Genomic DNA, 24,248 nt, shown 5'->3' on the forward strand with positions numbered 1-24,248 from the left:
CGCGCTCATTGCTACTTTTCGCGGGCCATCAGGCGCTCGGGTTACCGAATCTTTGTGGTGACAAGCCTGCCTTGGCGATTATGGAACGCGCATGACCAAGCCCAATGCCCTGATCCAGCCCGACCGCGGCGCTGACGCGATTGCCATCCACCTCGTCAACAAGGACGGCTTTCCCGACTTCGCCAAAACCCTTTCCGCAGGCCAGCGCGCAGCCCTTGCCGCGCAGAAATTCGAAGGTGGCGGCTATCAGGTCGGGATCGTGCCCGATGGAGATGCATGGTTCGCGGTGGGCGGAGTCGCCGATCCCGAAAGCCTGTCGAGTTGGTGTCTTGCCAAGCTGGCGGAAGACCTGCCCGAAGGCAGCTATCGGATCGCCAATGCAGATCCCGGCCCCGCGATGTTCGGGTGGATCACCGGGCAATACCGCTTCAATCGCTACCGCAGCGAGGACAAGGCGCAAGGCCCGCGCATCCTGCTGACCACGCAGGTCGGCCCGATCGACGCCGCCATCGCCGAGGCCGAAGCCGAGTGCTTCTTGCGCGATCTTGTCAACACCCCCGCCGAAGACATGGGGCCAGCCGCACTGGAGGCAGAGTGCGAACGCCTTGCCAAGGCGCATAAGGCCGAACTCACCGTGGTGCGCGGCGATGCGCTGGAACAGGGCTATCCGATGGTGCACGCCGTGGGCCGCGCCGCAGCGCGCCACAATGCGCCGCGCCTGATGCACCTGACATGGGGCGACCCGGCGCACCCCGTCCTCGCCATCGTCGGCAAGGGCGTGTGCTTCGACAGCGGCGGGCTGGACATGAAGCCGTCCTCCGGCATGCGGCTGATGAAGAAGGACATGGGCGGCGCGGCACACGCATTGGCGCTGGCGGGCCTGATCATGGGCGCGCGGCTGAAGGTGCGGCTGCACCTGCTGATCCCGGCCGTCGAGAATGCAATTTCGGGCGCGTCTTTCCGTCCCGGCGATGTACTGTCCAGCCGCAAGGGGCTGACGATCGAGATTCACAACACCGATGCCGAAGGGCGGCTGATCCTGGGCGATGCGCTGACCCGCGCGAGCGAGGAGGAGCCCGATCTGATCGTCGATTTCGCCACGCTTACCGGCGCGGCGCGGGTGGCGCTCGGTCCCGATCTGCCCGCGATGATGGCGCGGTCCAACGACACCGCCGAGGCGTTTCTGGCAGCGGGCAAGGCGCATGACGATGCGCCGTGGCGTCTGCCCCTGCCCGAGGCCTACCGCGAATACCTGTCATCCGACATCGCCGACATGGTGAACGCATCGTCCAATCCCTACGCCGGGGCGAGCGTGGCCGGGCTGTTCCTCGACCGGTTCGTGGGCGAGGAGATCGACTGGGTGCACTTTGATACCTTCGCCTGGAACCCGTCGCCGCGCCCCGGCCGGTCGCGCGGCGGACGCGGGCTGGGCCTGCGCGCGTCGTGGCACGCGATCCGTGCCCGCTATGCAGGGTGATAGGGCGCGTGATGGCGGCCTGCTTGCTCCGCTGGCCACTTGCCGCTAACGGGCCTCCCACGCCGATGCAGGGGACAGCGCGGCACCACAGGCACGGATTGGCGGAACGCAGATGAGCGGCGCGGCGCGCAACAATATCGAATACGCAGTGCCTGAGGGCGTGCTGGGTCTTAAAGGCCCGGTCGAAAAGCCTGCGCCCGGCACGCTGCCGCTGCGCGGTGATCTGGCGCATATCGCGCTCGCCGGAACGCATCTCGCTGCGCATTACGTGATTCCGCATGTGCGCGTGGTAGGGACAGGCGGCGCAGGGCTGCGGCTGACCCCGCATGGCGATAGCGAAGTGTTCGTGCAGCTTGCTCCCGGCAGCCGGTTCGAACTGCTCGATCTGGCGGGCGACTGGGTGTGGGGCAGCCCCGGCCCGGCTGGCCCCGCTGGCTGGTGCCAGGCCGCCGAACTTGCCCCGGCAAGCGACTAGACCGTGGCGACCCGCCTGTTCATCGACGGTGCGGCAGGCACCACCGGCCTCGAAATCCGCGAGCGCTTGGCTGGGCGTAGCGAGTTCGATCTGATCGTGCTCGACGATGCGCAGCGCAAGGACGAAGCCGCCCGCCGCGATGCGCTCCATGCCGCCGACATTGCGATCCTGTGCCTGCCGGACGACGCGGCGAAGGACGCAGTGAAGCTGGCCGAAGGCTCCGGCACCCGCATCATCGACGCGTCATCCGCGCACCGTGTGGCCGAGGGTTGGACCTATGGTTTTCCCGAACTGATCGGGCACGCGGCCATCGCCAATGCCCGTTTCGTGAGCAATCCGGGATGTTACCCCACCGGGTTTCTGGCGCTGGTCGCGCCGCTGGTGCGCGCAGGGTTGTTGCCCGCCGACTGGCCTTATACCGTCAACGCGGTGAGCGGCTATTCGGGCGGCGGCAATGCGCTGATCGCGCGGTTCGAAGCGGAGGGCGCGCCTGCATTCCGCGCCTATGGCTATGACATGGCGCACAAGCACCGGCCCGAGATGAGGGCCTACGCAGGGCTCGAACATGGGGTCATCTTCGCGCCCGCCGTCGTCCCGGCCTATCGTGGAATGATCGTCGAAGTTCCGCTCCATCTCGGCGCGATGACGGGAGACCCGACCGCCGACAGGTTGCGCGATGCGCTCAGCGAATACTATCGCGAATCCGAGGTTGTTTCAGTCTGCACCGACAGCAGCGTTCCAGAAATTCTGCTGGAATCCAGCGCCCCGCCCTCCGATTCGATGACCTTGCAGGTGTTCGGCAATTCGGGCGGTTGGCACGCGCGCCTCGTTGCGGTGCTCGACAACCTCGGCAAGGGGGCATCGGGCGCGGCGATCCAGAACCTCAACATCATGTGCGGGTTGCCGGAAACCACCGGGCTACGCCTGTAGCCCACCACTGTAACGCGGCATCGCTGCTTAAAATTTAGGCAATGCCCGTCCATACGCTGTGCACCATTGCGCAGTGCACCATAATCTTGCTACCCGCTTCGCCAAGGCGAAAGACATGGCTTGTCCGGATTCCTTCCGCGGCAATGAATGTTCAACCCGGTAACGGCTGCGCTTGGCACGATTCTTGTTAGGTTTCTGTCAGGAATCCGGCCAGGTACGGATGGGGACGACGTGAAAAAGATCGAAGCGATCATCAAACCCTTCAAGCTCGACGAGGTGAAGGAGGCACTGCACGAAATTGGCGTGTCCGGTATCACCGTGACCGAAGCCAAGGGATTCGGCCGCCAGAAGGGCCATACCGAACTGTATCGCGGCGCCGAATATGTCGTCGACTTCCTTCCCAAGGTGAAGCTGGAGGTGGTCGTCACCGACGATCAGACCGCCCGCGTGGTCGAGGCGATCGCCGCTGCCGCGCAAACTGGCCGTATCGGCGACGGCAAGATCTTCGTCACCGCGATCGAAAGCGCGCTGCGCATCCGCACCGGCGAAACCAACGACGACGCGATCTGAATTTTCCACCCTCTCCTGCCTGCCCAAAGTTGAGCATCATCGGGCGGGCTGGCCGAAAATCATACCCGGAGGCAATACACAAATGTCGAAAGCAAAAGACGTCCTGAAGCTGATCAAGGACGAGGAAATCGAGTGGGTCGACCTGCGCTTCACCGATCCCAAGGGCAAGTGGCAGCACCTTACCATGGTCGCCAGCGTGATGGGCGAAGATGAGCTGGAAGACGGCCTGATGTTCGACGGATCGTCGATCGCCGGCTGGAAGGTCATCAACGAATCCGACATGATCCTGAAGCCCGATCTCACCGAAACCTGGATCGATCCGTTCAGCGCCTCGCCGATGCTGATCATCAATTGCGACATCGTCGAGCCTTCGACCGGCGACTGGTATTCGCGCGACCCGCGCACAACCGCCAAGCGCGCCGAAGCCTACCTCAAATCGACCGGCCTCGGTGACACCGTCTATGTCGGTCCCGAAGCTGAATTCTTCATGTTCGACGACGTGCGCTTCGAAGACGGCTATGCCGGGTCGGGCTTCGCGATCGATGATATCGAACTGCCGGGCAATACCAGCAAGGAATACGAAGGCGGCAACATGGGCCACCGTCCGCGTGCCAAAGGCGGTTACTTTCCCGTCGCGCCGGTCGACAGCGCAGTGGATATCCGCGGCGAGATGGTCACTACCATGCTCGAAATGGGCCTGCCCTGTGACAAGCACCACCACGAAGTCGCCGCCGCGCAGCATGAGCTTGGCCTGACCTTCGGCACGCTGGTGCAGACCGCCGACCGGATGCAGATCTACAAGTATGTCGTCCACCAGGTCGCCCATGCTTATGGCAAGACGGCAACCTTCATGCCCAAGCCGATCAAGGACGATAACGGGTCGGGAATGCACACCCACATCTCGATCTGGAAAGAAGGCAAGCCGATGTTTGCCGGCAACGAATATGCCGGTCTGTCGGAAATGTGCCTGTATTTCATTGGCGGTGTGATCAAGCATGCCAAGGCATTGAACGCCTTCACCAACCCGACCACCAACAGCTACAAGCGGCTGGTGCCGGGCTTCGAAGCGCCGGTGCTGCTCGCCTATTCGGCGCGCAACCGTTCGGCATCGTGCCGCATTCCTTACGGCGCGGGCGACAAGGCCAAGCGGGTGGAGTTCCGGTTCCCCGATGCGATGGCCAACCCCTATCTGTGCTATTCGGCGCTGCTGATGGCGGGTCTCGACGGGATCGAGAACAAGATCCATCCGGGCGAGGCGATGGACAAGAACCTGTACGATCTTCCCCCGGCCGAACTGGCAGAGGTGCCGACCGTGTGCGGTTCCTTGCGCGAAGCACTCGAATCGCTCACCGCGGATTACGAGTTCCTGATCAAGGGTGACGTCTTCACCAAGGATCAGATCGAAGCCTATGCCGAGCTGAAGTGGGAAGAGGTGATGCGCACCGAAACGACCCCGTGCCCGGTCGAATTCGACATGTATTACAGCATGTGATCATTCGCCGTCCGGCTCTGCCGGAAAAAGGCGATCCGATAAGAAGGGGCCGCTCGGGAAACCGGGCGGCCTTTTTCCTAACCTCGATCCTTCAATTGGGAAGGCCGTGTCGCTAGGCTGGTTGCTACATCGCTGTTGCGGGGAAATGATGACGATGACCGATGCAATCCTGCTGGTGGCCGGAGGGCTGGTACTGCTGGCGCTGGGCGGTGAATTCCTGGTGCGCGGCGCTGTCGGGATGGCGGCGCGGCTGGGCATTTCGCCGCTGCTGGCGGGGCTCACCATAGTCGGTTTCGGCACGTCCATGCCCGAACTCGCCACCAGCGTGCAGGCCGCGCTGGGCGGGTCGCCGGGCATTGCGCTGGGCAATGTGGTCGGGTCGAACATCGCCAACAGCCTGCTGATCCTCGGCGTATCCGCGATCATCATGCCGATCGTGGTCAACCCGGCCTCGTTCAAGCGTGATTCGATCGCCATGGCCGTCGCAACCCTGCTGGCGACCGGCGCGGTGATGCTCGGCATCATCGGGCTGGCGCCGGGGATCGTGCTGGTAGCTGCGCTGGCGGGCTATATCTGGTGGGCCTACAAGTCCGAAAGCGCCGCGCACGATGCCGAAGCGCAGCGCCACGAGGCCGAGGCCGAAGACCGCCCGGTTCCGCCCGATACCGGCCCGTTGGTGCTGGGCGGAATGGTCCTCGCCGGACTGGCGGCGGCGATCTTCGGCGCGGGGCTGCTGGTCGACGGGGCGACCGTGCTGGCGAGCGCGGCCGGGGTTTCGGAAAGCGTGATCGGCCTCACCGTAGTCGCGATCGGCACATCCTTGCCCGAACTGATCGCCTGCGTCATCGCGGTAATCCGCAAGCATGGCGACGTGGCGCTGGGCAACGTGGTCGGGTCGAACATCTACAATCTGTGCGGCATTTTGGGCCTGACCGCTGTGATCCAGCCGATCGAAGTGCCAGCCGAAATCGCCCGCTTCGATATCTGGGTGCTCCTGGGCATCACCGCCTTGCTGATCGTGCAACTGCGCAGCGGTTGGCGGTTATCGCGCATCGAAGGGGCGTTGCTGGTGGCGCTTTACGCCGGCTATACAATGTTACTCGCGCTGCGCTGAGGCATTCAGGTAACGGTCAAGCACCACTCCCGGCCAATCGTCTTTTTTGGAATTGTAACGCGCGAATAACCCGTTAGTCTTCAACTCCTGACCGGAATGCGACCGGCATACACATCATAGGGGTGCACATGAAGATTTCGAACACTCGTCGCCGCGGCCTTCTGGCCGGTTCGGCCACTTTGGCCTTGGCGATCGCCGCCACCGCCGCGCCGGCACTGGCCGTCGTTCCCAACGAAACGACCGATTCGGAAGCGATCGTCGATAATGACGATGTGTTTCGCGGCGTCGGCCAGTTCTTCCGCGCTGACGGGTTCGTTTGCACCGGCACGCTTATCAACCCGCGCACCGTGTTGTTTGCTGCCCACTGCGTGAACGACCGCCCGGACACCGATTACAACACCGATAACGTGCCGGCCGTGTTCTCGTTCGACGTCGATGCGTTCCCGGGTATCCTGAACTGGTTCCAGAACAACTTCGCCAGCAACCCTCAACTGGCGACGTTCAACATCAACCGTATTTTCACCGATCCCCGTTCGCTGCAGAACCCGGCAGCGGGGGGCTTCATCGAAGCCGATATTGCGCTCGCCAGCCTTGATACGCCTGCAGCCGGCATCCCGACCTGGGCGCTGCTGTTCAGCACCCTGCCCGCCCCTGAAGCGATCGATCCGGTCACCGGCACTGGTTATCACGTCAACATCGTCGGCTACGGCTCCACAGGCAATGCTTTTGATGGTGGCATCGACGGCGTCGATTTCCGCCGCCGCGCGGTCGAGAACATGCTCGGCGGGTTCGCTTCGCTCGACGATCGCAACGTGGTGATATTTGGTGGCAGCGCGGGCTTGCTGCCGCAGAACCTCTACCAGATCGATTTCGACTCGCAGGATGGCCAGACCGGGTTCGACTTCAACCTTTTCCGTGACAGGGCACTGCCGAACGAAGGCACCACCGATGGCGGCGATTCGGGCGGTCCGCTGATCCTCGATGCGGCCAATAACGCCTTAACCGACGAAGACCTGGTGATCGGCGTATTGTCGGGCGGTTCGCGGTTCTTTGGCCCGCAGCCGTTCAGCTCGCTCGGTACCAACAGCTTTTACCAGCCGCTGTCGTTGTTCTGGCAGTACATCGTTGAAACCAATCCCTATCGCTATGTCGGTGCCAAGGCCGGCAACGGCAACTGGGAAGATGCCGATCACTGGGTGACGCTGCTTGACCCGATGTACCGGGTGATCAATGCCGACGGCCAGATCGTCAACGGCCTGCCGACCACGCCCGAACTCGGCCTCAACGGCACCGAAGGCGATTTTGGCGCGGTCTGCTTCGAAATCGGAGCTCCGGGTGATGGCTGCACCGATCTGGCAACAGGCATCTTCGAAGACACCTCACCGACCCCGACCCCGACAGCTTCGGGCGCACTCGGCGCGGCAGTATCGAACAACCGCGGTCAGGTGTCCCTTGACCTTGCAGGCGGCGAAACCGCGGCCATGCCGGCGGCCGTCGATCTTGCATCGCTGACGGCGGAGGAAATCGCCGCAATCGCGCTCGAATCTTCGGAAGAGCAGGCCCAGGCCGATGGTCCCGCCGCGTTGCCCGCTGCAACGCTGGCCAACGGCCTTCCGGGTGCGAGCGACTTTGTGCCCAACAATATCGATCCGATCGTCAGCGCCGATCCGGAACTGGATATCCTCCCGCGTTATTTCGACGTGACCCTCAGCCAGACCGGCACCACCACGCTGAGCAGCGAAGTCACCATCGACAAGCTGACGATCCGCGGCAATGCCGGACTTACGGTGGCCGAAGCGGGCGACCTGACCTCGCTGATCGACATCAACCAGTTCGGCGGCACCACCACGGTCAACGGCAACCTGACCTCGGTCGGTGACTTCACTCTGTTCGCCGGCATGCTCGGCGGCACCGGTACCGTCACCGCACCGTTCCTGACCAGCGTCACGGGCGTCTTCTCGCCTGCAACCATGGGAACCATCGGCACGCTGACGATCGACGGTAACCTTGTGATGTCGTCGGGCACGACCTTCCTTGCCGATATTGATGGCACCGGCGGGTCCGATCGCATCGCGGTGACCGGCCTGGCCAGTGTCGGCGGCGTAGTCGGTCTCGGGTCCGGGATCAGCCAGCAGGTCAATGGTCAGGGCGTCCAATACACCATTCTCACCGCCGATGGCGGCGTGAGCGGCACCTTCACCGACACCAACATCTCGGCGATCCTCAGCCAGACCTTCATCTATGAAGAAAACGCCGTGCTGATGGAAATCGAGGCCGCAAGCTATGGCTCGGTAATCGACGGGACGGACCCTCGCCAGACGGCCTATGCCCAGCTGTTCGATCAGAACCGTCCGAATGCTGCCCTGTCGGATCTCTACGCGCTCGACTTCGCCGACGCCGACACGATCCGCGACACGTTCGTCAGGCTTGCTCCGGCGAGTGAACAGGCCGTGCGGTCGCTCTCGGCGCAGACCATCAACTCGCTGCAGAACTTCAATAACAGCCGCCTGCGGCAGTCGGACCGCAGCAATGCGGGTGGCAAGATTGCCGTGGTCGGTGCGCCGCTGAATGCGATGCAAGCGGGCCTTTCGCCCTTTGGTCAGCCGGTAGCGGCCAATGGCATGGCGCTGCAGAGCGGCATGGAAAACACCGAGATGACTGAAGCGAACCTGCCGGAAGACGTCGCAATTTTCGTGGCTGGCGGTCTGGTGGCGGGCGAATTCGATTCGCTACCCGGCTTCGCTGAGAAAACCAACGTCACCGGTGTCTATGTATCGGCGGGCATGGAATTCTACCCTGGCGACAACACCATGGTCGGCATTTCGGGCTACTTCAATTCGGTTGAAGCCAAGGCGCCGGTGGGCCAGCAGGTCAAGAGCGATACCTACGCTGCCTCCGTCTATCTGCGCCACCAGCTTGCAAATGGCCCGGTGATCGACGGTCAGTTCAGCATGGGGAGCATGGGCTTCGACACCACCCGTCAAATCTTGTTCGTGGGCAACGGGCAGGAGCTGGAATCCTCGTCTGACGACCTGCTGGTTTCCGGCGCGCTGGGCGTGTCATGGGATCTGGAAACCGGGATCGGGACCTTCTCGCCCGGTGTCGAAGGCCGCTACGCCACCGTCGATCTGTCGACCATTCGCGAGGATGGCGGCACGCTCGGTCTCGCGATCGAACGCCAGACCTTCAAGAGCACTCAGGCCCGCGCCGGGGTGGATTTCGCACGTGACAGTTCGGCAATCCGCATCAATGCGACCGCACAATATGTTCACGAATTCGAGGACGGCCCGCAGCTGCTCGCCGCCAATTTCGCGCAAGGCATCGGCCCCAACGCGAACTTCGTGATCGATCAGGCGGACAGCGACTGGGTCGAAGTGGGTGTATGGGCCCATGCCGGTCAGGGTCCGATCGAGCTGGGCGTGGGCTTCGACACCACGATCGGCCGCGACACGGCGGATGCGCAGGTGTTCAGCGCCTCGGCGACCTATCGCTTCTGATCGGTCTTCATCGCAAACGACAAGGGGGCGCCTGCGGCTTGCAGGCGCCCCCTTTGTCTTGTCGGACAGGCACGTTCAACGGACGGTCAGCATCCCGCGCCGTCCAACGGCGATGAAGCTCGCCAACAGCACCAGCACATAAAAGGCCGTCAGCAGATCGAGCGGCTGCGGCGCGGTGGCAAACCCGAGATGTGCCAGCACCGCCCACATGCCCACCACCAGCATCACCAGACCAAAAGTGATTGCCCCAGCCTCCAGATTGACCGCCAACATCAGCTCGTCGCAAAAGCGATAGGTCAGATAGGACAACGCAGTGCCGAGCAGCAGCCCGCCCGCGCCCACGATCAGCGCCGCCCCTTGCGGCACCGGTCCATCGGGTGCCGCCAGCGCCAGCGTCACCAATGCCGTGCCCCACAGCGCCATGGCCCCGCTCGAGGTGACGAGCATCCTCTGCTGCTCGCGCAGTTCGTCGGCATCCTCGACATTCAGGAATTGCGCGCCCAGCCGGGGATTGGTCGTCCCGACCAGCATCCCGCTGGCAATCACGCAGTACAACACGCCCACCGCCGCAGCGATCATGGCCGAGGTGTCCAGCCCGCCGACCATGTCACTATCGATGAAGCGCATCATGGCAAAAACGGCGGCGAAGCCGGCCACCGCGCCGACCGAGGCGGGGATCACCACCTTGCGCAGCCAGGAAAACTCGCGGGGGGATTGCTCTTCGGTTGTCATGCTTCGGGCTCCCAGTGATCGATGAACAGTTCAGGCACGGCCACGCCGAACAATCGCGCCATGCGCAGCGCCAGCGGCAGCGAGGGATCATACTTGTCGGTTTCCACCGCATTGATGGTCTGCCGCGAAACGCCAAGTCGCCGGGCAAGTTCGCCCTGACTCCAACCGTGACTTTCGCGGAAATGTTTCAGGCGGTTTTCCAAAGGGATGGCTCTGCTGTTCGGACTTCGGTTCAGTGATTTATTTGGCCTGCCCAGCCTCGGCGCCAGATGAGCGGCGATCCCAGGCTGACAAGAGCTCTTTACTGTAAAGGACTCTTGTCAGTCAAGACCTCTTTACAGCCGCCTGACGCGAACCCACTTTCCCGTTTTCCTACTCGGCCCCATTATGCCTAATCCATGCGCCTCGTTTTTCTCCCGCGTTCCGTTCGAGGTGTCTGCCATGCCGTATCAATCCACCGCTTCCCTGCTCGCCTTCATCAACCGCCTGCTGACCAAGCCGCCGCGCCAGTCTGCCGTCGATACAGCCGCCGAACACGGCGAAGGGGACAGCCGCATGGAAGCGGCCCCCGCAGCGCCCGATTTTCCTGTTCTGGACAGTGTCTCATGTGTCTCCTACTCGCCCGCTCCGCGCGCCATTAGCGCTGCCGGGATCGCCTTGATAAAGCGGTTCGAGGGCTGCGCGCGGCTCCGGCCCGATGGGCTGGTGGAGGCCTATCCCGATCCCGGTACCGGGGCCGAGCCATGGACCATCGGCTGGGGCGCGACCGGGCGCGATCACGTTCACGGCGGACGGATCGGACCCGGCACGGTGTGGACGCAAGGGGCCTGCGATGCGCGGCTGACGGATGATCTGGTGCGCTATGCCGCCGATGTCGTCCGCGCGCTGGGCGATGCGCCGACCACTCAGCCGCAATTCGATGCGCTGGTAAGCTTCCACTACAACACCGGTGCGATTGCCCGCGCGACTCTGACGGCCAAACACCGCGCCGGAGATACAGAAGGTGCCGCGCGCGAATTCGCCCGCTGGAACCGCGCCGGGGGCCGGGTGCTCAAAGGCCTGGTACGCCGCCGGGCGGCGGAAGCAGTGATGTATGTTGAGCAACCGTCAGATTAGGCGACGGTACGGCGGCGCAAGCCGCCGCAAGGCCGCACGGCCGCCCGCAGCGCCCCAGGCGCGAGGATTTCGCACACCGGAGGGCGTGGGGAAGAAGACAACTCAGTAATCCCGCGATACTTCGACAAGGATGCTGTCGCGCCCGATGGTCGAGACTGTGCCCAGCAGCGCCAACCAGCTGGTGATGCGGTATTCTAGCTGGGTCGCGCTGTAGCCCTGCCCGTCGGTCACCAGCTCGACGTAGATGCGGCGGGTGATGTTCTTGCCCAAGGCGATCCCCGTCCCGCGTCCGATCAGCGGGTCCGCGCCGACGATCCGCAGCTGGTCCAGCCCGATCGAACGGCGCAGTTCGCCGATGGGGTCCAGCCCGCCTCCGCCGCCGCGGAGGGATGCCAGCGCCGCCGCCAATTGCAGCGCATCGGTTGCCGAAAGCGAAGTGACCGATCCGCCGAACAGCAGCTGGGCGAGGATCTCCTCCTCGGGCAGGTTCGGGTCGGACGAGAACGCAATCGAAGGAGACTGCGCGTTGCCGGTGATGGCGATATCGACATTGATGCCGCTGCGCGCGGTTTCGGCCAGGATATCGAGCCGCGGGTCGACCGGCTCGTTCTCATCGAATTGAATGCGCCCGCGGGTGAGTTCGAAACGGGTGCCGGCGAAGGTGTAATCGCCGCGCACCAGCCGCGCGGTGCCGCCGATGCGGGGATCGTCGACAGTGCCGCGCAGGGCGATGTCGATGCCCCATTCGCTTTCCAGCCCCATCCCCTCCACCACAACGCGGCTGGGGGCGGAGGCATTGACGAGGTAACGCCATGCGGCATCGCGGCCCGACACCTGCTCGCGCGCGGTGCCGTTCTCGCCGTTGATCTCGCGGGTGGCGATCTGCGGCAGGGCGAGGTCCTCGGCGGCAACGCCGAGTGCCCAGCGCGCGCGGTCGATCTTCACGCGGCCGGCGATGGTGCCGCCGAGACCATTGGACACGATCCGCAGAGGGCCGGTGATGGTCGCCTGCAGGCCGTTGGCATTGAGCAGTCGCGCATTCGTGACCGCAGCACGCAGATCGATGCCGGGACCGCGGGCGGCGCTCATCCCGGAAAGGTCGATGGTGCCGCTGCCGATCACGGTGCCGCCTCCCGATGTCGCACCGGCGAAGCGGGCCAGCTCCAGCCGCGACCCGGCAAAGCGGCCGCGCGCATTGACGTTGGTGATACGGGTGCCGGTGAGCCCGCTGGAGACCGTGAGATCATCGGTCGCCAGCGTCCCGTTGATGCGCGGGTCGGCCAGCGTGCCGGTGGCGCGCGCAGCGACCGTGATCGGCCCAGTGAGGTCGAACGCTTCGACCGCAGCCAGCCGCCACAAGCTCTCGGCCGCGCCTTCGTACATCAGTCTGCCTTGCAGGCGCCCGTTCAGCAGCCGGTCGGCGAGAGCATCCCCCGGTGGAAGATCAGTGATGCGCAGCGCGATGTCGCCAATGCGCTCGCCGCTCTCCAGCAGGCGCCCGGCCGCGGTCAACCGCTCGGCATTGAGATCGATCACGCCCAGCACGCCGACGGGCTTGGAGGACAGCACCAGCCCGGCGCGGCTGAAGTCATCGATACGGACGCGCGCCCGGCCCGTGGGCGCGGAGTTGCCGACCTGACTGTAGTCGATGATGCCTGATAGCTGGCCGCCCAGACCCAGATCGGCACCCGCGATGTCGAGCAGGCGCAGCGGCATCTGGGCAAGCTTGACCTCGAGCGCCGTCTCCTCGCCGCCGAACTCGCCTTCGAGAATAGCATAGCCGTCGCCAAAGCCGATCTGCGTCTGCGCCAGCCGCCAGCCGCCGCCATCCTGAGCGGTGAGCACGGCGCGGCGCGGCATGGTGATCTGCGATCCACCATACTGCCCGCGCGCCACCGCCGCGATCCGTTCGGGCGCGATGGTGGCATCGAAGTTGAGTGCGAACCGGTCCGCCCGCCGCCCGGCGATTGCTCCGGTGACATTGCCGCGCCCGCCTGTGATCTGCGCTTCGGCGGTTAAGCTGGCGAGGTACAGGCCGCCATACGCGAGGCCCGCCCCGCTGATGTCGGCATTGACCACGGGTTCACCGCCGCCGAAGCGACCCGTCGCGTCGATATCGGCGCGGGCGATCGCGATCCTCGTCTCCCCCCCGAAGGCCGCGTTGCGCGCCGCAAGATCGACATCGAAGGCGACCGCCTCACCGGCTGCCGGGCGGAACACCACCGTCCCGTCGAGCCCCCCGCCAGCGAGCGCGAGGTTGCCGGAGAGGCCCGCCTCGCCCAACACCAGCCCGCCGGTGACATTGGTGCGATAGATCTCCAGTTCTCGAACCGCGATGCGGGTCGGCCCGGTCTCCGACAGAATGATGCCGAGCGTGCCTTCAAACGGGCCGAGTAACGAACCCCCCGCCACATCGATCGCGAAGCCCTCATCGCTCGGGGCAAGCGCGATTCGGACATCCTCCAGCCCGGCAGCCGGATAGGGACTGGCCAGCACCAGCACCGCGCGGGGACCGTCGTCTGTAATCTCGGCATCGATGGTGAACGGGCCGAACCGCTCCTGCTGCCCGCTGCCTGTCAGCGTGGTGCTCGCGCCGCCGCTGCCGGGTGCAACCTTGCTATCGAGCCGGGCGGTGAGCCGGGGACTGTCGATTGCGACGTCGCGCAGCACCAGCGGCTCGCTCGCCCCCACGCTCAGCGCGCCGTCGAATCGGACCTGCTCTCCGGCCAGTTCGACGATGGTATCGTTGCTGACTTCGGACAGCACACCGGCAAGATTGGCGCGCAGGCTCCACGGGATCGACGGGCCGAACTTGGCGAGGATCTTGGCGTTGGCGGTCACCTCGCCCGCGCCATCGACCGTCAGCCCGCGCGCCGCCACCGGCCCGGCGAGTGCGTAAGCGCCCGCAGGGATGTCGCCGCGCAGCGCCAGCGTCGCTTCCAGTCCGGGAAACAGGATGCGCGCCGCATCGGCGGTGAGCCGCTGACGTTCGAAATCGTACACCAGCTCGCCGGTCACCCGCCCGTTCACAAGACGCGGGTCGGCCTGAGTAATGCCGGTCGTGATCCGCTCGGCAGTGAGCGACAGGGGCACCGCCAAGTCCGTGCCGTCGAACCGGGCCAATCCTTCCTGCACTAGTTCGCGCGCCTCGACTCCGCTGGCCGCCAGCCGCCCGACCGCAATGCGGTGGTCGATCGCAAGATCGCGGAAACTGCCCGCAAGATCGGCAGCGAGGCGTGCATTCTCCAGCCGCACGTCCTCGCCCAGCAGGACCGGATCGCGCAATGCCAGGCTGGTGCGTGCGCCTTCGACGACATTGCCTGCGAGATCGACCACCCCCGCCGCCCGCAGATCGAGCGCGCGGGTGACAATCGCCGTGCGACCCTCGATCACGCTGTCATCAAGCGTGAAGCTGGCTGCCAGCGACACACGCTCGCCCAGCGCGCGGGCGATCAGATCGTCGCCGGACAGCGGCGGGCGCACCTGACCGAGCACGCCGTATTTGCCGGCATCATTGCTGATCTGGAACGCCGCGACCGGGGGCGGCGCTTCGCCCACGTCCTCGCCGTTCGGCAGGCGCCGCGCCACCGCCGTTCCGCGCCACCGCTGCCATGTTCCGTCCCCGGCGATGCGTGCGGTGTACCCGTCCTCGAACCCGGCCAGTCCGGCCAGAACCCCGTCGGCAGGAGCGCGGTAATCGGCTGCGAGATCGAAGGTGTCGCCATCCGGCTCTGCATCCAGCAGCAGCGCGATGCGGTCGCGCGCGCCCAACTGCGCCGTGGCATCGACCAGCACGCGCCCTTCGCGGATATCGACCTTGGCGAGCGCATTGACCCGCTCTGCCTCATCGGTCGCCACACCGGGCGCGAGCACCAAATCCTCGATCGCCAACCGGTCGACCCGTATATCGAAATCGGGCAGCAGCGGCGCATCGGGATCGCCGGGGAGCAATTCGGGTAAGCGCATCAAGCGCCCGCGCCGCGCGGTCACCTCGCGGATGTCGAGCCCGCTCCACAGCCAGCTGAGCGGTCGCCAATCGAGTTCGACTTCGGGGATGGTGAGGAACACGCCTTCCGGGTCGCTCACCCGCACATCGCGCAGCAATGCCGTGCGGTAAATGTCGCCCTCGATCCGTCCGACGCTGAAACGCAGGCCAGACGCCGGAGCCACGTTCGCGATCTGATCGGCAACGAAACGTTTGCCGATGGGTGTGCTGAGGAACCCCGCCACCAGGAGGATCGGGGCGGCGAGCAAGGCCAGCGCCCAGCCGAGCCGCTTGGCCCAGCGACGCTTGCGCCGTTCGGGCGCGCTTTCAGCGGCGGCTTCAGGCTCGGGCGGGATCACGTCAGGCTCACTCATCAGAACGCCTGACCCAGACTGACATAGACGACCACCGGGCTATCGAACGGGCCGGGATTGAGCGGGGTCGCCACGTCGACACGGATCGGGCCGAAGCCCGTCTTGTAGCGGATGCCGATCCCGGCACCGTAGCGAATCTCGTCGAAATCGGGCGTCGATCCGCGGTTGACCGATCCCGCGTCGATGAACGGCACCACCTCCACCGCGCCATCGAACAGCGGTGTTTCGATCCGCGCTTCGAGCGAGAATTCCACCAGCGATGCGCCGCCGGTCGGGTTGCCGGCAATGTCGCGCGGGCCGACGCCCTGAAAGCCGTAGCCGCGCACCGACCCCCCGCCGCCGGAATAGAGCCGCCGCGAGGGCGCGATGTCGTCTGCCTCCGCGCCCTGAATGGTCGCCACCCGCACGCGTCCGGCCAGCACGGTCGAGCCGACTGACTGGTAGTAGGCCGCATCCGCTTGCGAACGCAGATAGAAGGTTTCCGTCCCCTGCGAGCGCGACACCTCCGGCGCGACAAACAACGTGGCGCGGTAGCCGTTGCTCGGATCGAGCAGGTCGTCGCTCTCGTCGATGGTCACGCTGCCGAACACGCCGCCGATCAAGAATGCGCGACGTGCCTGCGAAAGCCCCGGTGCGGTGCGCAACAGGCGGTTGCGTTCGTCGGTATAGAGCAACTCTCCGCCGACCTGCCAGCTGATCGGCTTCTGGAACAGGAGGTTCGAGACCTTCTCGAAGGTGGCGCGCAGGCCGAAGCCGCGCGAATCCACCGCCAGCGTGGTGATGTCGCTGGCGTAAAGATCGGCGGTCAGCACCTGATCGCGGGCGCGGAAATTGTTGCGGCGCACGCCAATGCTGGCCAACATCTCACGCGTGCCGAGAATACCGCGCAGCCGCAGCGCGCCTTCGGGCGGGAACAGATTGCGATGTTCCCAGCGTCCCTCGACCTTGAAACCGTCTTCGGTGCCGTAACCGATCGCACCGGCAATCGTGCGCACCGGCGCGCGTTCCAGATCGACGTCGAGAACGACCTCGCCCGGTTCGCCATCCGTCGGCGGCTCGACTTCGCGCGGCGTGACCGCAACGCTGGAGACCAGCCCGGTCGCCAGAACCGCGCGGCGCAGATCGGTCTCGAGGCTTTGCTGGTAGACATCGCCAGGTTCGAAGCGGGCGATGCGGGCCAGATGGCGGCTGGACAGGAATTGGGGATCACTGCTGACAACGCCGCCGAATTCATATTTGCCGCCCGGCTCGACCGGCAGCGACAGATCGCCTTCGTCGCGGGCGTGGTCGATCAGCAGTTCCGGCTCTTCGACCTCTGCGAACGGATAGCCGGTCTCGCCCAGCGCGACGCGTAGCTCGATCTCGGAATCGAGAATGCGATCGGCATAGAGTGGATCGCCCGGCTCGATCCCGAAGGCGGCGCGCAGGCGCTCGGCATCGGGCTGCGGCAGGCGCGACAGCGCGCCGAGATCGATCCGCCCGAAACTGTAGCGCGGGCCCGGCAAAAGATCGAACCGCACGTTCGGGTCGCTGGCGGCATCGCTCCTGCCGTCATCCCCACCTCCGCCGGACCGCCGACCACCGGAAAGCTGACGGATGACCTCACCGGAATAATAGCCGTAAGTCCGTAACATTTCCGCCAGCAGATCCTCGTCCGCGCGGGCGCGGGCGGCGATCTGTGCTCTGGTATCTTCGTCGTCATCAAGCTGACGCAAGGTCGAAAGCTCGCGGAACCGGGTTATGAATTCGCGCTGTTCCGGGAAGGCGCCCGGGTCTGCGGGCAGGCCCAGAACCATCCTATCGCCGATCCGCACATCGTCGAGTTCAGGAACGTCTCCCAGTACGGGGGCGGCGATGCTCGCCAGCGCTTCCACCTCGGGATCGGGCGGCAGCGGCTCGGGCACCTCGATCGCGAAATCGGCAAAGGCGCCGTCCAGTGCGGGCTGGAGTTCGGGCGAGGGCGGCGGGAGGAATTCCGCCTCGACCTCGGCGAAGTTCGCATCGATTTCGGCTGTTTCCGGCAGGATTTCTGGTGCTTCACTGGCAAGCGGGGCCGGATCGGCCACGCCCTGCACCGCCCAGTCTGCGGGATTCTCAAGCGCGACAGGGGGGATCAGCTGATCGAGCGAATTGGGAACCGGCGTGGTTTCCTGTGGCGGTGGCGCGACAGGCTCCGGCTGGTTTGCCGGCTCATCCCCGGGCAGCGGATTGCCTTGCTGGCCGGCCGGATCGGGACGCACTTCCGCCGCGCCGGCCTGCGCCGATGCAGGCTGCGCCGCAAGCGCTGCGGCTGCGTGACCGAAGACGGCCGCAATGAACAGACCGTGTTTCAGAAAATCGCGCGGCTCAGCTACCCGGAAACTTGACGGGCTGACCATCCTTGCCTCGGGCGCCATCCAGCGACGCGTCCTGCGGCTGACGCGGCGCTGTCGCCGCGGTAATCAGCCGGTGCTGTTCATCGGGGTCCATCCGCTGCCAGCCTTCACGCGTCAACCGCTCCAGCGGGCGATAGCGAACCTTATATTGCATGCGCGGACTGCCTTCGACCCAATACCCGAGATAGACATAGGACAATGCCTCCGCCGCAGCCCGGCGAATATGATCGAGGATAATAAAATTGCCCAGTCCGGCACGATGTTCGAGATCGGGTTCGTAGAACGAATAGATCATCGACAATCCATCACCCTGCCGGTCTGTCAGGCAGGCGCCCACCAGTTTTCCAGGCCGACCGTCAACGCCGGGCTCGCGATATTCCGTAACGACGCTGTTGACCGGTGTGTGTTCGATCATGTCGGCATAGTCGAGTTCGTCCATTGCCGCCATGCCGCCATCGGGATGGCGCTGGCCGAGATAGCGCGCCAGTAGCGCGAATTGTTCATCCGTCGCCCACGGCCGGCATTCCGACACGATCAGATCACTGTTGCGCTTGATATCGCGTTTCTGGCTGGGCGAAGGACGGAAATCGCCCGCCACCACCCGGACCGACACGCAGGCCTGACAATCGAGGCACGAGGGGCGATAGGCAACCGTTTGGCTGCGCCGGAACCCGATCCGACCCAGCGCCTCGTTGAGCTGATCGGAATGCGGGCCCTTGAGTTCGGTAAACACCTTCCGCTCGCTCCGCCCCGGCAAATAGGGACAGGGGGCCGGGCTGGTCACGAAAAACCTTGGAAAGCGGATTGGTGCCGTCACGGGTGGGGCTCAGTCCTTTGGGCGGGAATCATCAAAACGTCATGTGTTTCGAGGTTATGCCTGCTGGTGCCGCGCCTTTAAAGTCCCTTAACCATGAATCGGTGCGAATAATGCCGTCGGATGCACATACCGTCGCACCATCAGCCCACGGATTGGCGCATATCGGGCGGCGTGTGGCACCGATCAGCCTAGCTCGACCATCTGCACCACATAGCCCTTGGCCCGCAGCCCTTCGACCAGCCGATCGACCTGATCGGCATCGCGCGCCTCGCATTCGATGTCGGTAATCAAACCCTTGGCCGGGAGCGTGGTGAAAATCCGCTGGTGATAAATCTCGATGATGTTGACGTTGTGCTCGTCGAACAGGCGCATCACCTTGAACAGCGCGCCGGGGCGATCCTGCAACGTGACCCTGAGGCGGGCCAGTCGCCCCTGCCGGGCCAGATCGCGCAGCAGCACATTGGCAAGCAGCCGGGTGTCGATATTGCCCCCGCACAGCACCAGCCCGATGGTCTTCCCCGCGAACCGCGCCGAATTGCTCAGCACCGCCGCCAGCCCGGCCGCACCTGCGCCTTCGACCACGGTCTTTTCGATCTGCAACAGCAGCGCCACAGCCTTTTCCAGCGCGGGTTCGTCCACCAGCAGGATATCGTCGACCCGCTCGGCGATCACCTGCGCGGTGAAATCGCCCGGCTGTTTCACCGCAATGCCTTCCGCCAGCGTATCCCCGCCGCAATCGTGGCTTTCGCCTTTGATCCGGTCGAACATGCTGGGGAACAATCCGGCCTGCACCCCGACCACTTCGATATCCGGATTAAGCGCCTTGGCCACTGTCGCCATGCCGGAAATCAGCCCGCCGCCGCCGATCGGGGTCACGATGCAATCGAGATCGGGCTTCACCTCAAGCATTTCCAGCGCCACCGTGCCCGCCCCCGCCGCGACATCGGGATCGTCGAACGGGTGAACGAAGGTCAGGCCGAGTTCCGCCTCCAATTGGCGTGCATGGGCATAGGCCTCGTCGAAGGTTTCGCCTTCCAGCACCACCTTTCCGCCGACGCTTTCAGTCTGCATCACCTTCACCGTGGGCGTGGTGCGCGGCATGACGATGGTGACAGGTACGCCCAGCCGGGTGCCGTGATAGGACAGGCCCTGGGAATGGTTCCCTGCCGAAGCCGCGATCACGCCGCGGGCGCGCTGTTCATCATCCAGCAGCAGCAACGCGTTGAGCGCGCCGCGTTCCTTGTAGGCGGCGGTAAACTGCAGGTTCTCGAACTTCAGCCAGATATCCGCCCCGGTGATCTCCGACAGCGTGATCGAGCGCATCATCGGTGTTTCGACCACCGCACCCGCAATCCGCGCGGCGGCGGCGCGCACGTCATCGATGGTCAGGTCGGCCGGACAAGCGGCGGCACCCTTGGGGCTGAGCGAGAGGGGCTGTGTGGACATGATGCGGCGGCGATTAGAGGGTTGTTGACGCTAGGGCAATCGCTGGCGCGCTGATTTCGCGAGCGCACACAATTGGCAAGCGCGCAGGAAGGCGATAGGCACCGCTGCCATGAGCAAGCAGCCACATACCGCCTTTATCGGCCTTGGCGTGATGGGTGGGCCGATGGCGGGCCACCTTGCGCGCGCGGGCTATCCTGTCACCGCCCATAATCGCTCGCCGCAGCGCGCCGGGAAATGGCGTGAGGCATGGGCAGCAGACGGGCTGATGGTCCGGTTCGCAGCAACCCCAGCAGAGTCGGCGCAAGGGGCGGACATCGTGTTCACCTGCGTCGGGAATGACGATGATCTTGCGCAGGTTGTGCTCGGCGAAAGCGGTGTGCTGGGCGGGATGGCAGCGGGCGCGCTGCTGGTCGATCACACCACCACTTCTGCCGACATGGCGCGGCGGCTGGCGCAGGAATGCGCGGCGAAGGGCATCGGTTTCGTCGATGCGCCGGTCAGCGGGGGCGAGGCTGGCGCGGTGAACGGCAAGCTGGCGATCATGTGCGGCGGCAGCGCGCAAGACCTTGCACGCGCCGAGCCGGTTATGAACTGCTACGCCAAGGCGATCGTCCATGTCGGCCCAGCAGGCGCGGGGCAGACCGCCAAGATGGCCAACCAGATGTGTATCGCGGGCGTGCTGGCCGGCCTGTCCGAAGCCGTGCGGCTGGCCGAAGCGGCCGGGCTCGATCTCACCAAGACCTGCGAGGCGATTTCAGGCGGCGCTGCGCAAAGCTGGCAGATGGATAATCGCTGGCCGACGATGACGGCGGGCGAGTTCGATTTCGGCTTCGCTATCGACTGGATGCGCAAGGATCTGGGCTATGCGCTGAACGAAGCGCGCCGTCTGGGCCTTGCCGCGCCGGTGACAGCGCTGGTCGATCAATTCTATGCCGATGTTCAGGCGGCGGGCGGCGGGCGCAAGGATACCAGCGCACTGATCTCCCGCCTGCCCCGCCGTGTTCCCAACGAAGGATGATGATGCTCCGTTTCACGTTTCGGGCGCTCGCCGCCACCTCGCTGCTTGCCCTCACTGCGCCTGCGCTGGCCGATACGCTGATCGACAATGTCGATGGCGTGACAATCGATGCCGAGGGCGACGTGCTGCGCTTCACCGGCATCGTCTTCGATGATGACGGCAAGGTCACGCAGGTGCTGGAGCGCGGGGACAAGCGCCCGCAGGTCGATTACCGTCTCGATGGCGGAGGCCGGGTGATGATCCCCGGCATGATCGACGCACACGTGCATGTGATGGATATCGGCTTTGCCGCGCTGACGCTCGACCTGTCGGGCACCACCTCGCTTGAGGATGCGTTGGCGACAATCAAGGCGTTTGCCGACGAAAACCCCGGCCGTCCGTGGATTCTGGGGCGTGGGTGGAATCAGGAAAAGTGGGGCTTGGGCCGCTTCCCCACAGCCGCGGAACTCGATGCCGTGGTGTCGGATCGGCCGGTATGGCTCGAACGGGCGGACAACCATGCCAACTGGGGTAACACGCTGGCGATCACCACCGCAGGCGTGACGGCGACGACGCCCGATCCGGCGGGCGGCGTCATCATCCGCGATGCCAACGGCAAGCCTTCCGGCGTATTCGTCGACAATGCCATCGGCCTCGTCGGCAAGGTCGTGCCTGCGCCGCGCCCCGAAGACCGCGATCTCGCCTTCGCCCGCGCGCAGGATGTGCTGCTGGCCAACGGCGTGACCGCAGTCGCGGACATGGGCACCGAGATGGCCGACTGGACGACCTTCCGCCGCGCCGGGGACAGCGGGAGGCTGCGGGTGCGGATCATGGCCTATGCGGACAGTTTCGAAACGCTGGAACTCATCGCCGGGGCGGAGCCCACCAACTGGCTTTACGACGACAAGCTGCGCATGGGCGGGATCAAGATATACCTCGACGGCGCGCTGGGATCGCGTGGGGCCAGCCTGAAGGCACCCTATGCCGACGAGGCGGGCGCAAAGGGGCTCGCGTTCCTTACCCCTGCACAACTGCGCAACCTGATGAGCCGCGCGGCGATGGACAATTTTCAGACCGCCGTTCACGCCATCGGCGATGCTGCCAATGCCGATGTGCTCAGCGCGATCGAGGAGCTTTCCGAAAGCTATGCCGGTGACCGGCGCTGGCGGATCGAGCACGCGCAGATCATCGATCCGGCGGATATTCCGCGCCTCGGCCAGCATGGCATGATCGCTTCGGTCCAGCCGCTGCACCAGACATCCGATCGCACCATGGCCGAAGCGCGGCTGGGGCCGGATCGGCTGAACGGTGCCTATCCGTGGCGCAGCGTTGTAGCTGCGGGCGGGCGGCTCGCCTTCGGTTCGGACGCGCCGGTGGAGCCTGCCGATCCCTTCGCCGGATTCGCCGCCGCGATCAGCCGCACCGATGCGAATGGGGAACCTTTCGGCGGGTGGTTCCCGCAAGAGACCGTCAGCCGGGAACAGGCGCTGGCGGGGTTCACCTCAGACGCGGCCTTTGCCGGGTTTGCCGAAGGGCGCTTCGGCCGATTGATCCCCGGCGAGCGTGCGGACTTCCTGCTGGTCGATCGCGATCCGCTGCTGTCCTCGCCTGACGATATTCGCCGGACGAAGGTGATCGGAGTATGGATCGGCGGAGTGCAGGTGCGCGGCGAGTAATTACTCCGCCGCCGCGCGTTCAGCCTTTTCCTCGATCTCGCGCGCGGCGCGGTCTGCCTCGACCTTGCGTTCCTGCAAGCGCATCAGCACCAGCGAGATTTCAAACAGCAGCAGCAGCGGCAGCGCAAGGATGACCTGCGAGCCCGGATCGGGCGGCGTGACGATCGCGGCGAGCGCGAAAATCCCGACGATCACATACCGCCGGGCACCCGCCATCTGCGCGCGGCTGATGATCCCGGCGCGGTGCAGCAGCAGCAGCAGCACCGGCAGCAGGAAGGTCAGACCGAAGGCCAGAATGAACTGCATCACCAGGCTAAGATATTCGCCAGCGCTGGGCAGTGCCTGCACCTGCAATCCTCCGGCTTCTCCGCCAAAGCCGAGGAACCATGTGAACGCCGTCGGCATGACCACGAAATAGGCCAGCGCGGCCCCGGCACCGAACAGCACCGGAGTCGCCAGCAGGAATGGCAGAAATGCCTTCTTCTCGCGCGCGTACAGCCCCGGCGCAACGAACGCCCATAACTGGTTGGCGATCACTGGGAAGCTGACCATGAATCCGGCAAACAGCGCAACCTTCAACTCGACGAAGAACACTTCCGGCAGCTTGGTGAAGATCAATTGCCCCTCGCCATCAGGGAACGCCTGTTTCAACGGCCAGATCAACAGGCCAAGGATGTCGTCCGCAAAATAGAGGCACACGCCGAACCCGACCGCCAGCGCGAGCAGCGCGCGGATGACGCGGCTGCGCAGTTCGATCAGATGGTCGAGCAGCGGGGCGCGGCTCTCGTCGAGATCGTCAACCTTGAACATTGTCGCTGCCCTTGGGCGATGCTTCGCCGGTTTCGGGTGCTGTGCCGGACGATGTGGCTTCCGGCAGCGTCTCGATCGGCGGCGGCCCGTTCATCACCGGCGCGCCCGCTTCGGCTCCGGTCAGGGCAGCGGAGCGACGCATGATTTCCTCGTTCTGCGCCTTCCACTTCTTTTCCATGTCCTCAAGCTCGGCTTCGCGCACCATCGTGTCGATCCCGCTGCGGAAATGGCCCGAAATGCGCCGCATCTTCCCGATCCAGCGCCCGGCCACGCGCATGGCGAGCGGAAGATCCTTCGGCCCGATCACAACGACCGCGACGATGATGATGACCAGCAGTTCTGCAGCGCCGATGTCGAACATGGGG

General features: G+C 65.0%; 18 protein-coding genes. 10 read left to right on the forward strand and 8 right to left on the reverse strand.

What is annotated here, in order from left to right; genetic code table 11:
* Positions 1–91: 91 nt before the first annotated feature.
* From J3454_RS05300 to J3454_RS05330, 7 genes are all read left to right on the forward strand, one after another.
* Positions 92–1,477 carry a leucyl aminopeptidase family protein gene (locus J3454_RS05300; RefSeq protein WP_349512699.1) on the forward strand — a complete coding sequence of 462 codons (1,386 nt, stop codon included), beginning with the start codon at positions 92–94 and terminating at the stop codon, positions 1,475–1,477.
* Positions 1,478–1,589: 112 nt separating this feature from the next.
* On the forward strand, positions 1,590–1,952 hold the full coding sequence (locus tag J3454_RS05305) for a hypothetical protein (protein ID WP_349512700.1): 363 nt from the start codon (positions 1,590–1,592) through the stop codon (positions 1,950–1,952).
* A gap of 3 nt (positions 1,953–1,955) precedes the next feature.
* Entirely contained in the window at positions 1,956–2,882 is a 927-nt protein-coding gene (gene argC / locus J3454_RS05310; protein WP_349512701.1) for an N-acetyl-gamma-glutamyl-phosphate reductase, read from the forward strand.
* A 231-nt stretch (positions 2,883–3,113) separates the two neighbouring features.
* The gene (locus tag J3454_RS05315) at positions 3,114–3,452 is read left to right on the forward strand and encodes a P-II family nitrogen regulator (protein WP_349512702.1); all 339 of its coding nucleotides are present in this window, start codon (positions 3,114–3,116) and stop codon (positions 3,450–3,452) included.
* Positions 3,453–3,534: 82 nt separating this feature from the next.
* A complete protein-coding gene (gene glnA, locus J3454_RS05320) occupies positions 3,535–4,944 on the forward strand; it encodes a type I glutamate--ammonia ligase (protein ID WP_349512703.1) in 1,410 nt (469 codons plus the stop codon).
* A gap of 154 nt (positions 4,945–5,098) precedes the next feature.
* Entirely contained in the window at positions 5,099–6,058 is a 960-nt protein-coding gene (locus J3454_RS05325) for a calcium/sodium antiporter (protein ID WP_349512704.1), read from the forward strand.
* Positions 6,059–6,186: 128 nt separating this feature from the next.
* A complete protein-coding gene (locus J3454_RS05330) occupies positions 6,187–9,555 on the forward strand; it encodes an autotransporter domain-containing protein (protein ID WP_349512705.1) in 3,369 nt (1,122 codons plus the stop codon).
* 75 nt (positions 9,556–9,630) lie between these two features.
* On the opposite strand, the gene J3454_RS05335 is transcribed toward J3454_RS05330, so the two are convergent.
* Positions 9,631–10,287 (reverse strand): hypothetical protein, encoded by a 657-nt coding sequence (locus tag J3454_RS05335; protein ID WP_349512706.1) that lies wholly within the window; start codon positions 10,285–10,287, stop codon positions 9,631–9,633.
* Complete coding sequence (locus J3454_RS05340) at positions 10,284–10,490, reverse strand: helix-turn-helix transcriptional regulator (protein WP_349512707.1); 207 nt, start codon at positions 10,488–10,490, stop codon at positions 10,284–10,286. The genes J3454_RS05335 and J3454_RS05340 overlap by 4 nt, the downstream gene beginning before the upstream one ends.
* Positions 10,491–10,728: 238 nt before the next feature.
* Between J3454_RS05340 and J3454_RS05345 the strand changes: the two genes are divergently transcribed.
* Positions 10,729–11,403: a lysozyme gene (locus tag J3454_RS05345; protein WP_349512708.1), complete on the forward strand. Its 675-nt coding sequence runs from the start codon at positions 10,729–10,731 to the stop codon at positions 11,401–11,403.
* A gap of 102 nt (positions 11,404–11,505) precedes the next feature.
* Here J3454_RS05345 and J3454_RS05350 read toward each other — a convergent pair whose 3' ends face one another.
* From J3454_RS05350 to J3454_RS05365, 4 genes are all read right to left on the reverse strand, one after another.
* Complete coding sequence (locus tag J3454_RS05350; RefSeq protein WP_349512709.1) at positions 11,506–15,762, reverse strand: translocation/assembly module TamB domain-containing protein; 4,257 nt, start codon at positions 15,760–15,762, stop codon at positions 11,506–11,508.
* Positions 15,762–18,140 (reverse strand): autotransporter assembly complex protein TamA, encoded by a 2,379-nt coding sequence (locus tag J3454_RS05355; RefSeq protein ID WP_349512710.1) that lies wholly within the window; start codon positions 18,138–18,140, stop codon positions 15,762–15,764. The genes J3454_RS05350 and J3454_RS05355 overlap by 1 nt, the downstream gene beginning before the upstream one ends.
* Positions 18,109–18,954, reverse strand: coding sequence for an arginyltransferase (locus J3454_RS05360; protein WP_349512711.1), 846 nt, complete (start codon positions 18,952–18,954; stop codon positions 18,109–18,111). Before J3454_RS05360 ends, J3454_RS05355 begins: the two co-directional genes overlap by 32 nt.
* A 183-nt stretch (positions 18,955–19,137) precedes the next feature.
* Complete coding sequence (locus J3454_RS05365) at positions 19,138–20,400, reverse strand: threonine ammonia-lyase (RefSeq protein WP_349512712.1); 1,263 nt, start codon at positions 20,398–20,400, stop codon at positions 19,138–19,140.
* Between the two features lie 109 nt (positions 20,401–20,509).
* On the opposite strand from J3454_RS05365, the gene J3454_RS05370 reads away from it, so the two are divergent.
* Both J3454_RS05370 and J3454_RS05375 read left to right on the forward strand, forming a co-directional pair.
* Positions 20,510–21,418, forward strand: coding sequence for an NAD(P)-dependent oxidoreductase (locus tag J3454_RS05370; RefSeq protein ID WP_349512713.1), 909 nt, complete (start codon positions 20,510–20,512; stop codon positions 21,416–21,418).
* On the forward strand, positions 21,418–23,073 hold the full coding sequence (locus J3454_RS05375; RefSeq protein WP_502878563.1) for an amidohydrolase: 1,656 nt from the start codon (positions 21,418–21,420) through the stop codon (positions 23,071–23,073). The genes J3454_RS05370 and J3454_RS05375 overlap by 1 nt, the downstream gene beginning before the upstream one ends.
* Here J3454_RS05375 and tatC read toward each other — a convergent pair whose 3' ends face one another.
* Both tatC and tatB read right to left on the reverse strand, forming a co-directional pair.
* Positions 23,074–23,883: a twin-arginine translocase subunit TatC gene (gene tatC, locus J3454_RS05380; protein WP_349512715.1), complete on the reverse strand. Its 810-nt coding sequence runs from the start codon at positions 23,881–23,883 to the stop codon at positions 23,074–23,076.
* Positions 23,870–24,244 carry a Sec-independent protein translocase protein TatB gene (gene tatB / locus J3454_RS05385; RefSeq protein WP_349512716.1) on the reverse strand — a complete coding sequence of 125 codons (375 nt, stop codon included), beginning with the start codon at positions 24,242–24,244 and terminating at the stop codon, positions 23,870–23,872. The genes tatC and tatB overlap by 14 nt, the downstream gene beginning before the upstream one ends.
* Positions 24,245–24,248: the final 4 nt, after the last annotated feature.

This window comes from Erythrobacter sp. NFXS35 (genome assembly GCF_040148725.1).
Taxonomy (GTDB): Bacteria; Pseudomonadota; Alphaproteobacteria; order Sphingomonadales; family Sphingomonadaceae; genus Erythrobacter.

Excerpts from the sequence above, each read along its gene's own strand:
- J3454_RS05300 (WP_349512699.1), top strand. The coding sequence starts at position 92 with ATGACCAAGCCCAATGCCCTGATCCAGCCCGACCGCGGCGCTGACGCG.
- J3454_RS05305 (WP_349512700.1), top strand. The coding sequence starts at position 1,590 with ATGAGCGGCGCGGCGCGCAACAATATCGAATACGCAGTGCCTGAGGGC.
- glnA (WP_349512703.1), top strand. The coding sequence starts at position 3,535 with ATGTCGAAAGCAAAAGACGTCCTGAAGCTGATCAAGGACGAGGAAATC.
- J3454_RS05325 (WP_349512704.1), top strand. The coding sequence starts at position 5,099 with ATGACCGATGCAATCCTGCTGGTGGCCGGAGGGCTGGTACTGCTGGCG.
- J3454_RS05330 (WP_349512705.1), top strand. The coding sequence starts at position 6,187 with ATGAAGATTTCGAACACTCGTCGCCGCGGCCTTCTGGCCGGTTCGGCC.
- J3454_RS05335 (WP_349512706.1), bottom strand. The coding sequence starts at position 10,287 with ATGACAACCGAAGAGCAATCCCCCCGCGAGTTTTCCTGGCTGCGCAAG.
- J3454_RS05345 (WP_349512708.1), top strand. The coding sequence starts at position 10,729 with ATGCCGTATCAATCCACCGCTTCCCTGCTCGCCTTCATCAACCGCCTG.
- J3454_RS05350 (WP_349512709.1), bottom strand. The coding sequence starts at position 15,762 with ATGAGTGAGCCTGACGTGATCCCGCCCGAGCCTGAAGCCGCCGCTGAA.
- J3454_RS05355 (WP_349512710.1), bottom strand. The coding sequence starts at position 18,140 with ATGGTCAGCCCGTCAAGTTTCCGGGTAGCTGAGCCGCGCGATTTTCTG.
- J3454_RS05365 (WP_349512712.1), bottom strand. The coding sequence starts at position 20,400 with ATGTCCACACAGCCCCTCTCGCTCAGCCCCAAGGGTGCCGCCGCTTGT.
- J3454_RS05370 (WP_349512713.1), top strand. The coding sequence starts at position 20,510 with ATGAGCAAGCAGCCACATACCGCCTTTATCGGCCTTGGCGTGATGGGT.
- J3454_RS05375 (WP_502878563.1), top strand. The coding sequence starts at position 21,418 with ATGATGCTCCGTTTCACGTTTCGGGCGCTCGCCGCCACCTCGCTGCTT.
- tatC (WP_349512715.1), bottom strand. The coding sequence starts at position 23,883 with ATGTTCAAGGTTGACGATCTCGACGAGAGCCGCGCCCCGCTGCTCGAC.
- tatB (WP_349512716.1), bottom strand. The coding sequence starts at position 24,244 with ATGTTCGACATCGGCGCTGCAGAACTGCTGGTCATCATCATCGTCGCG.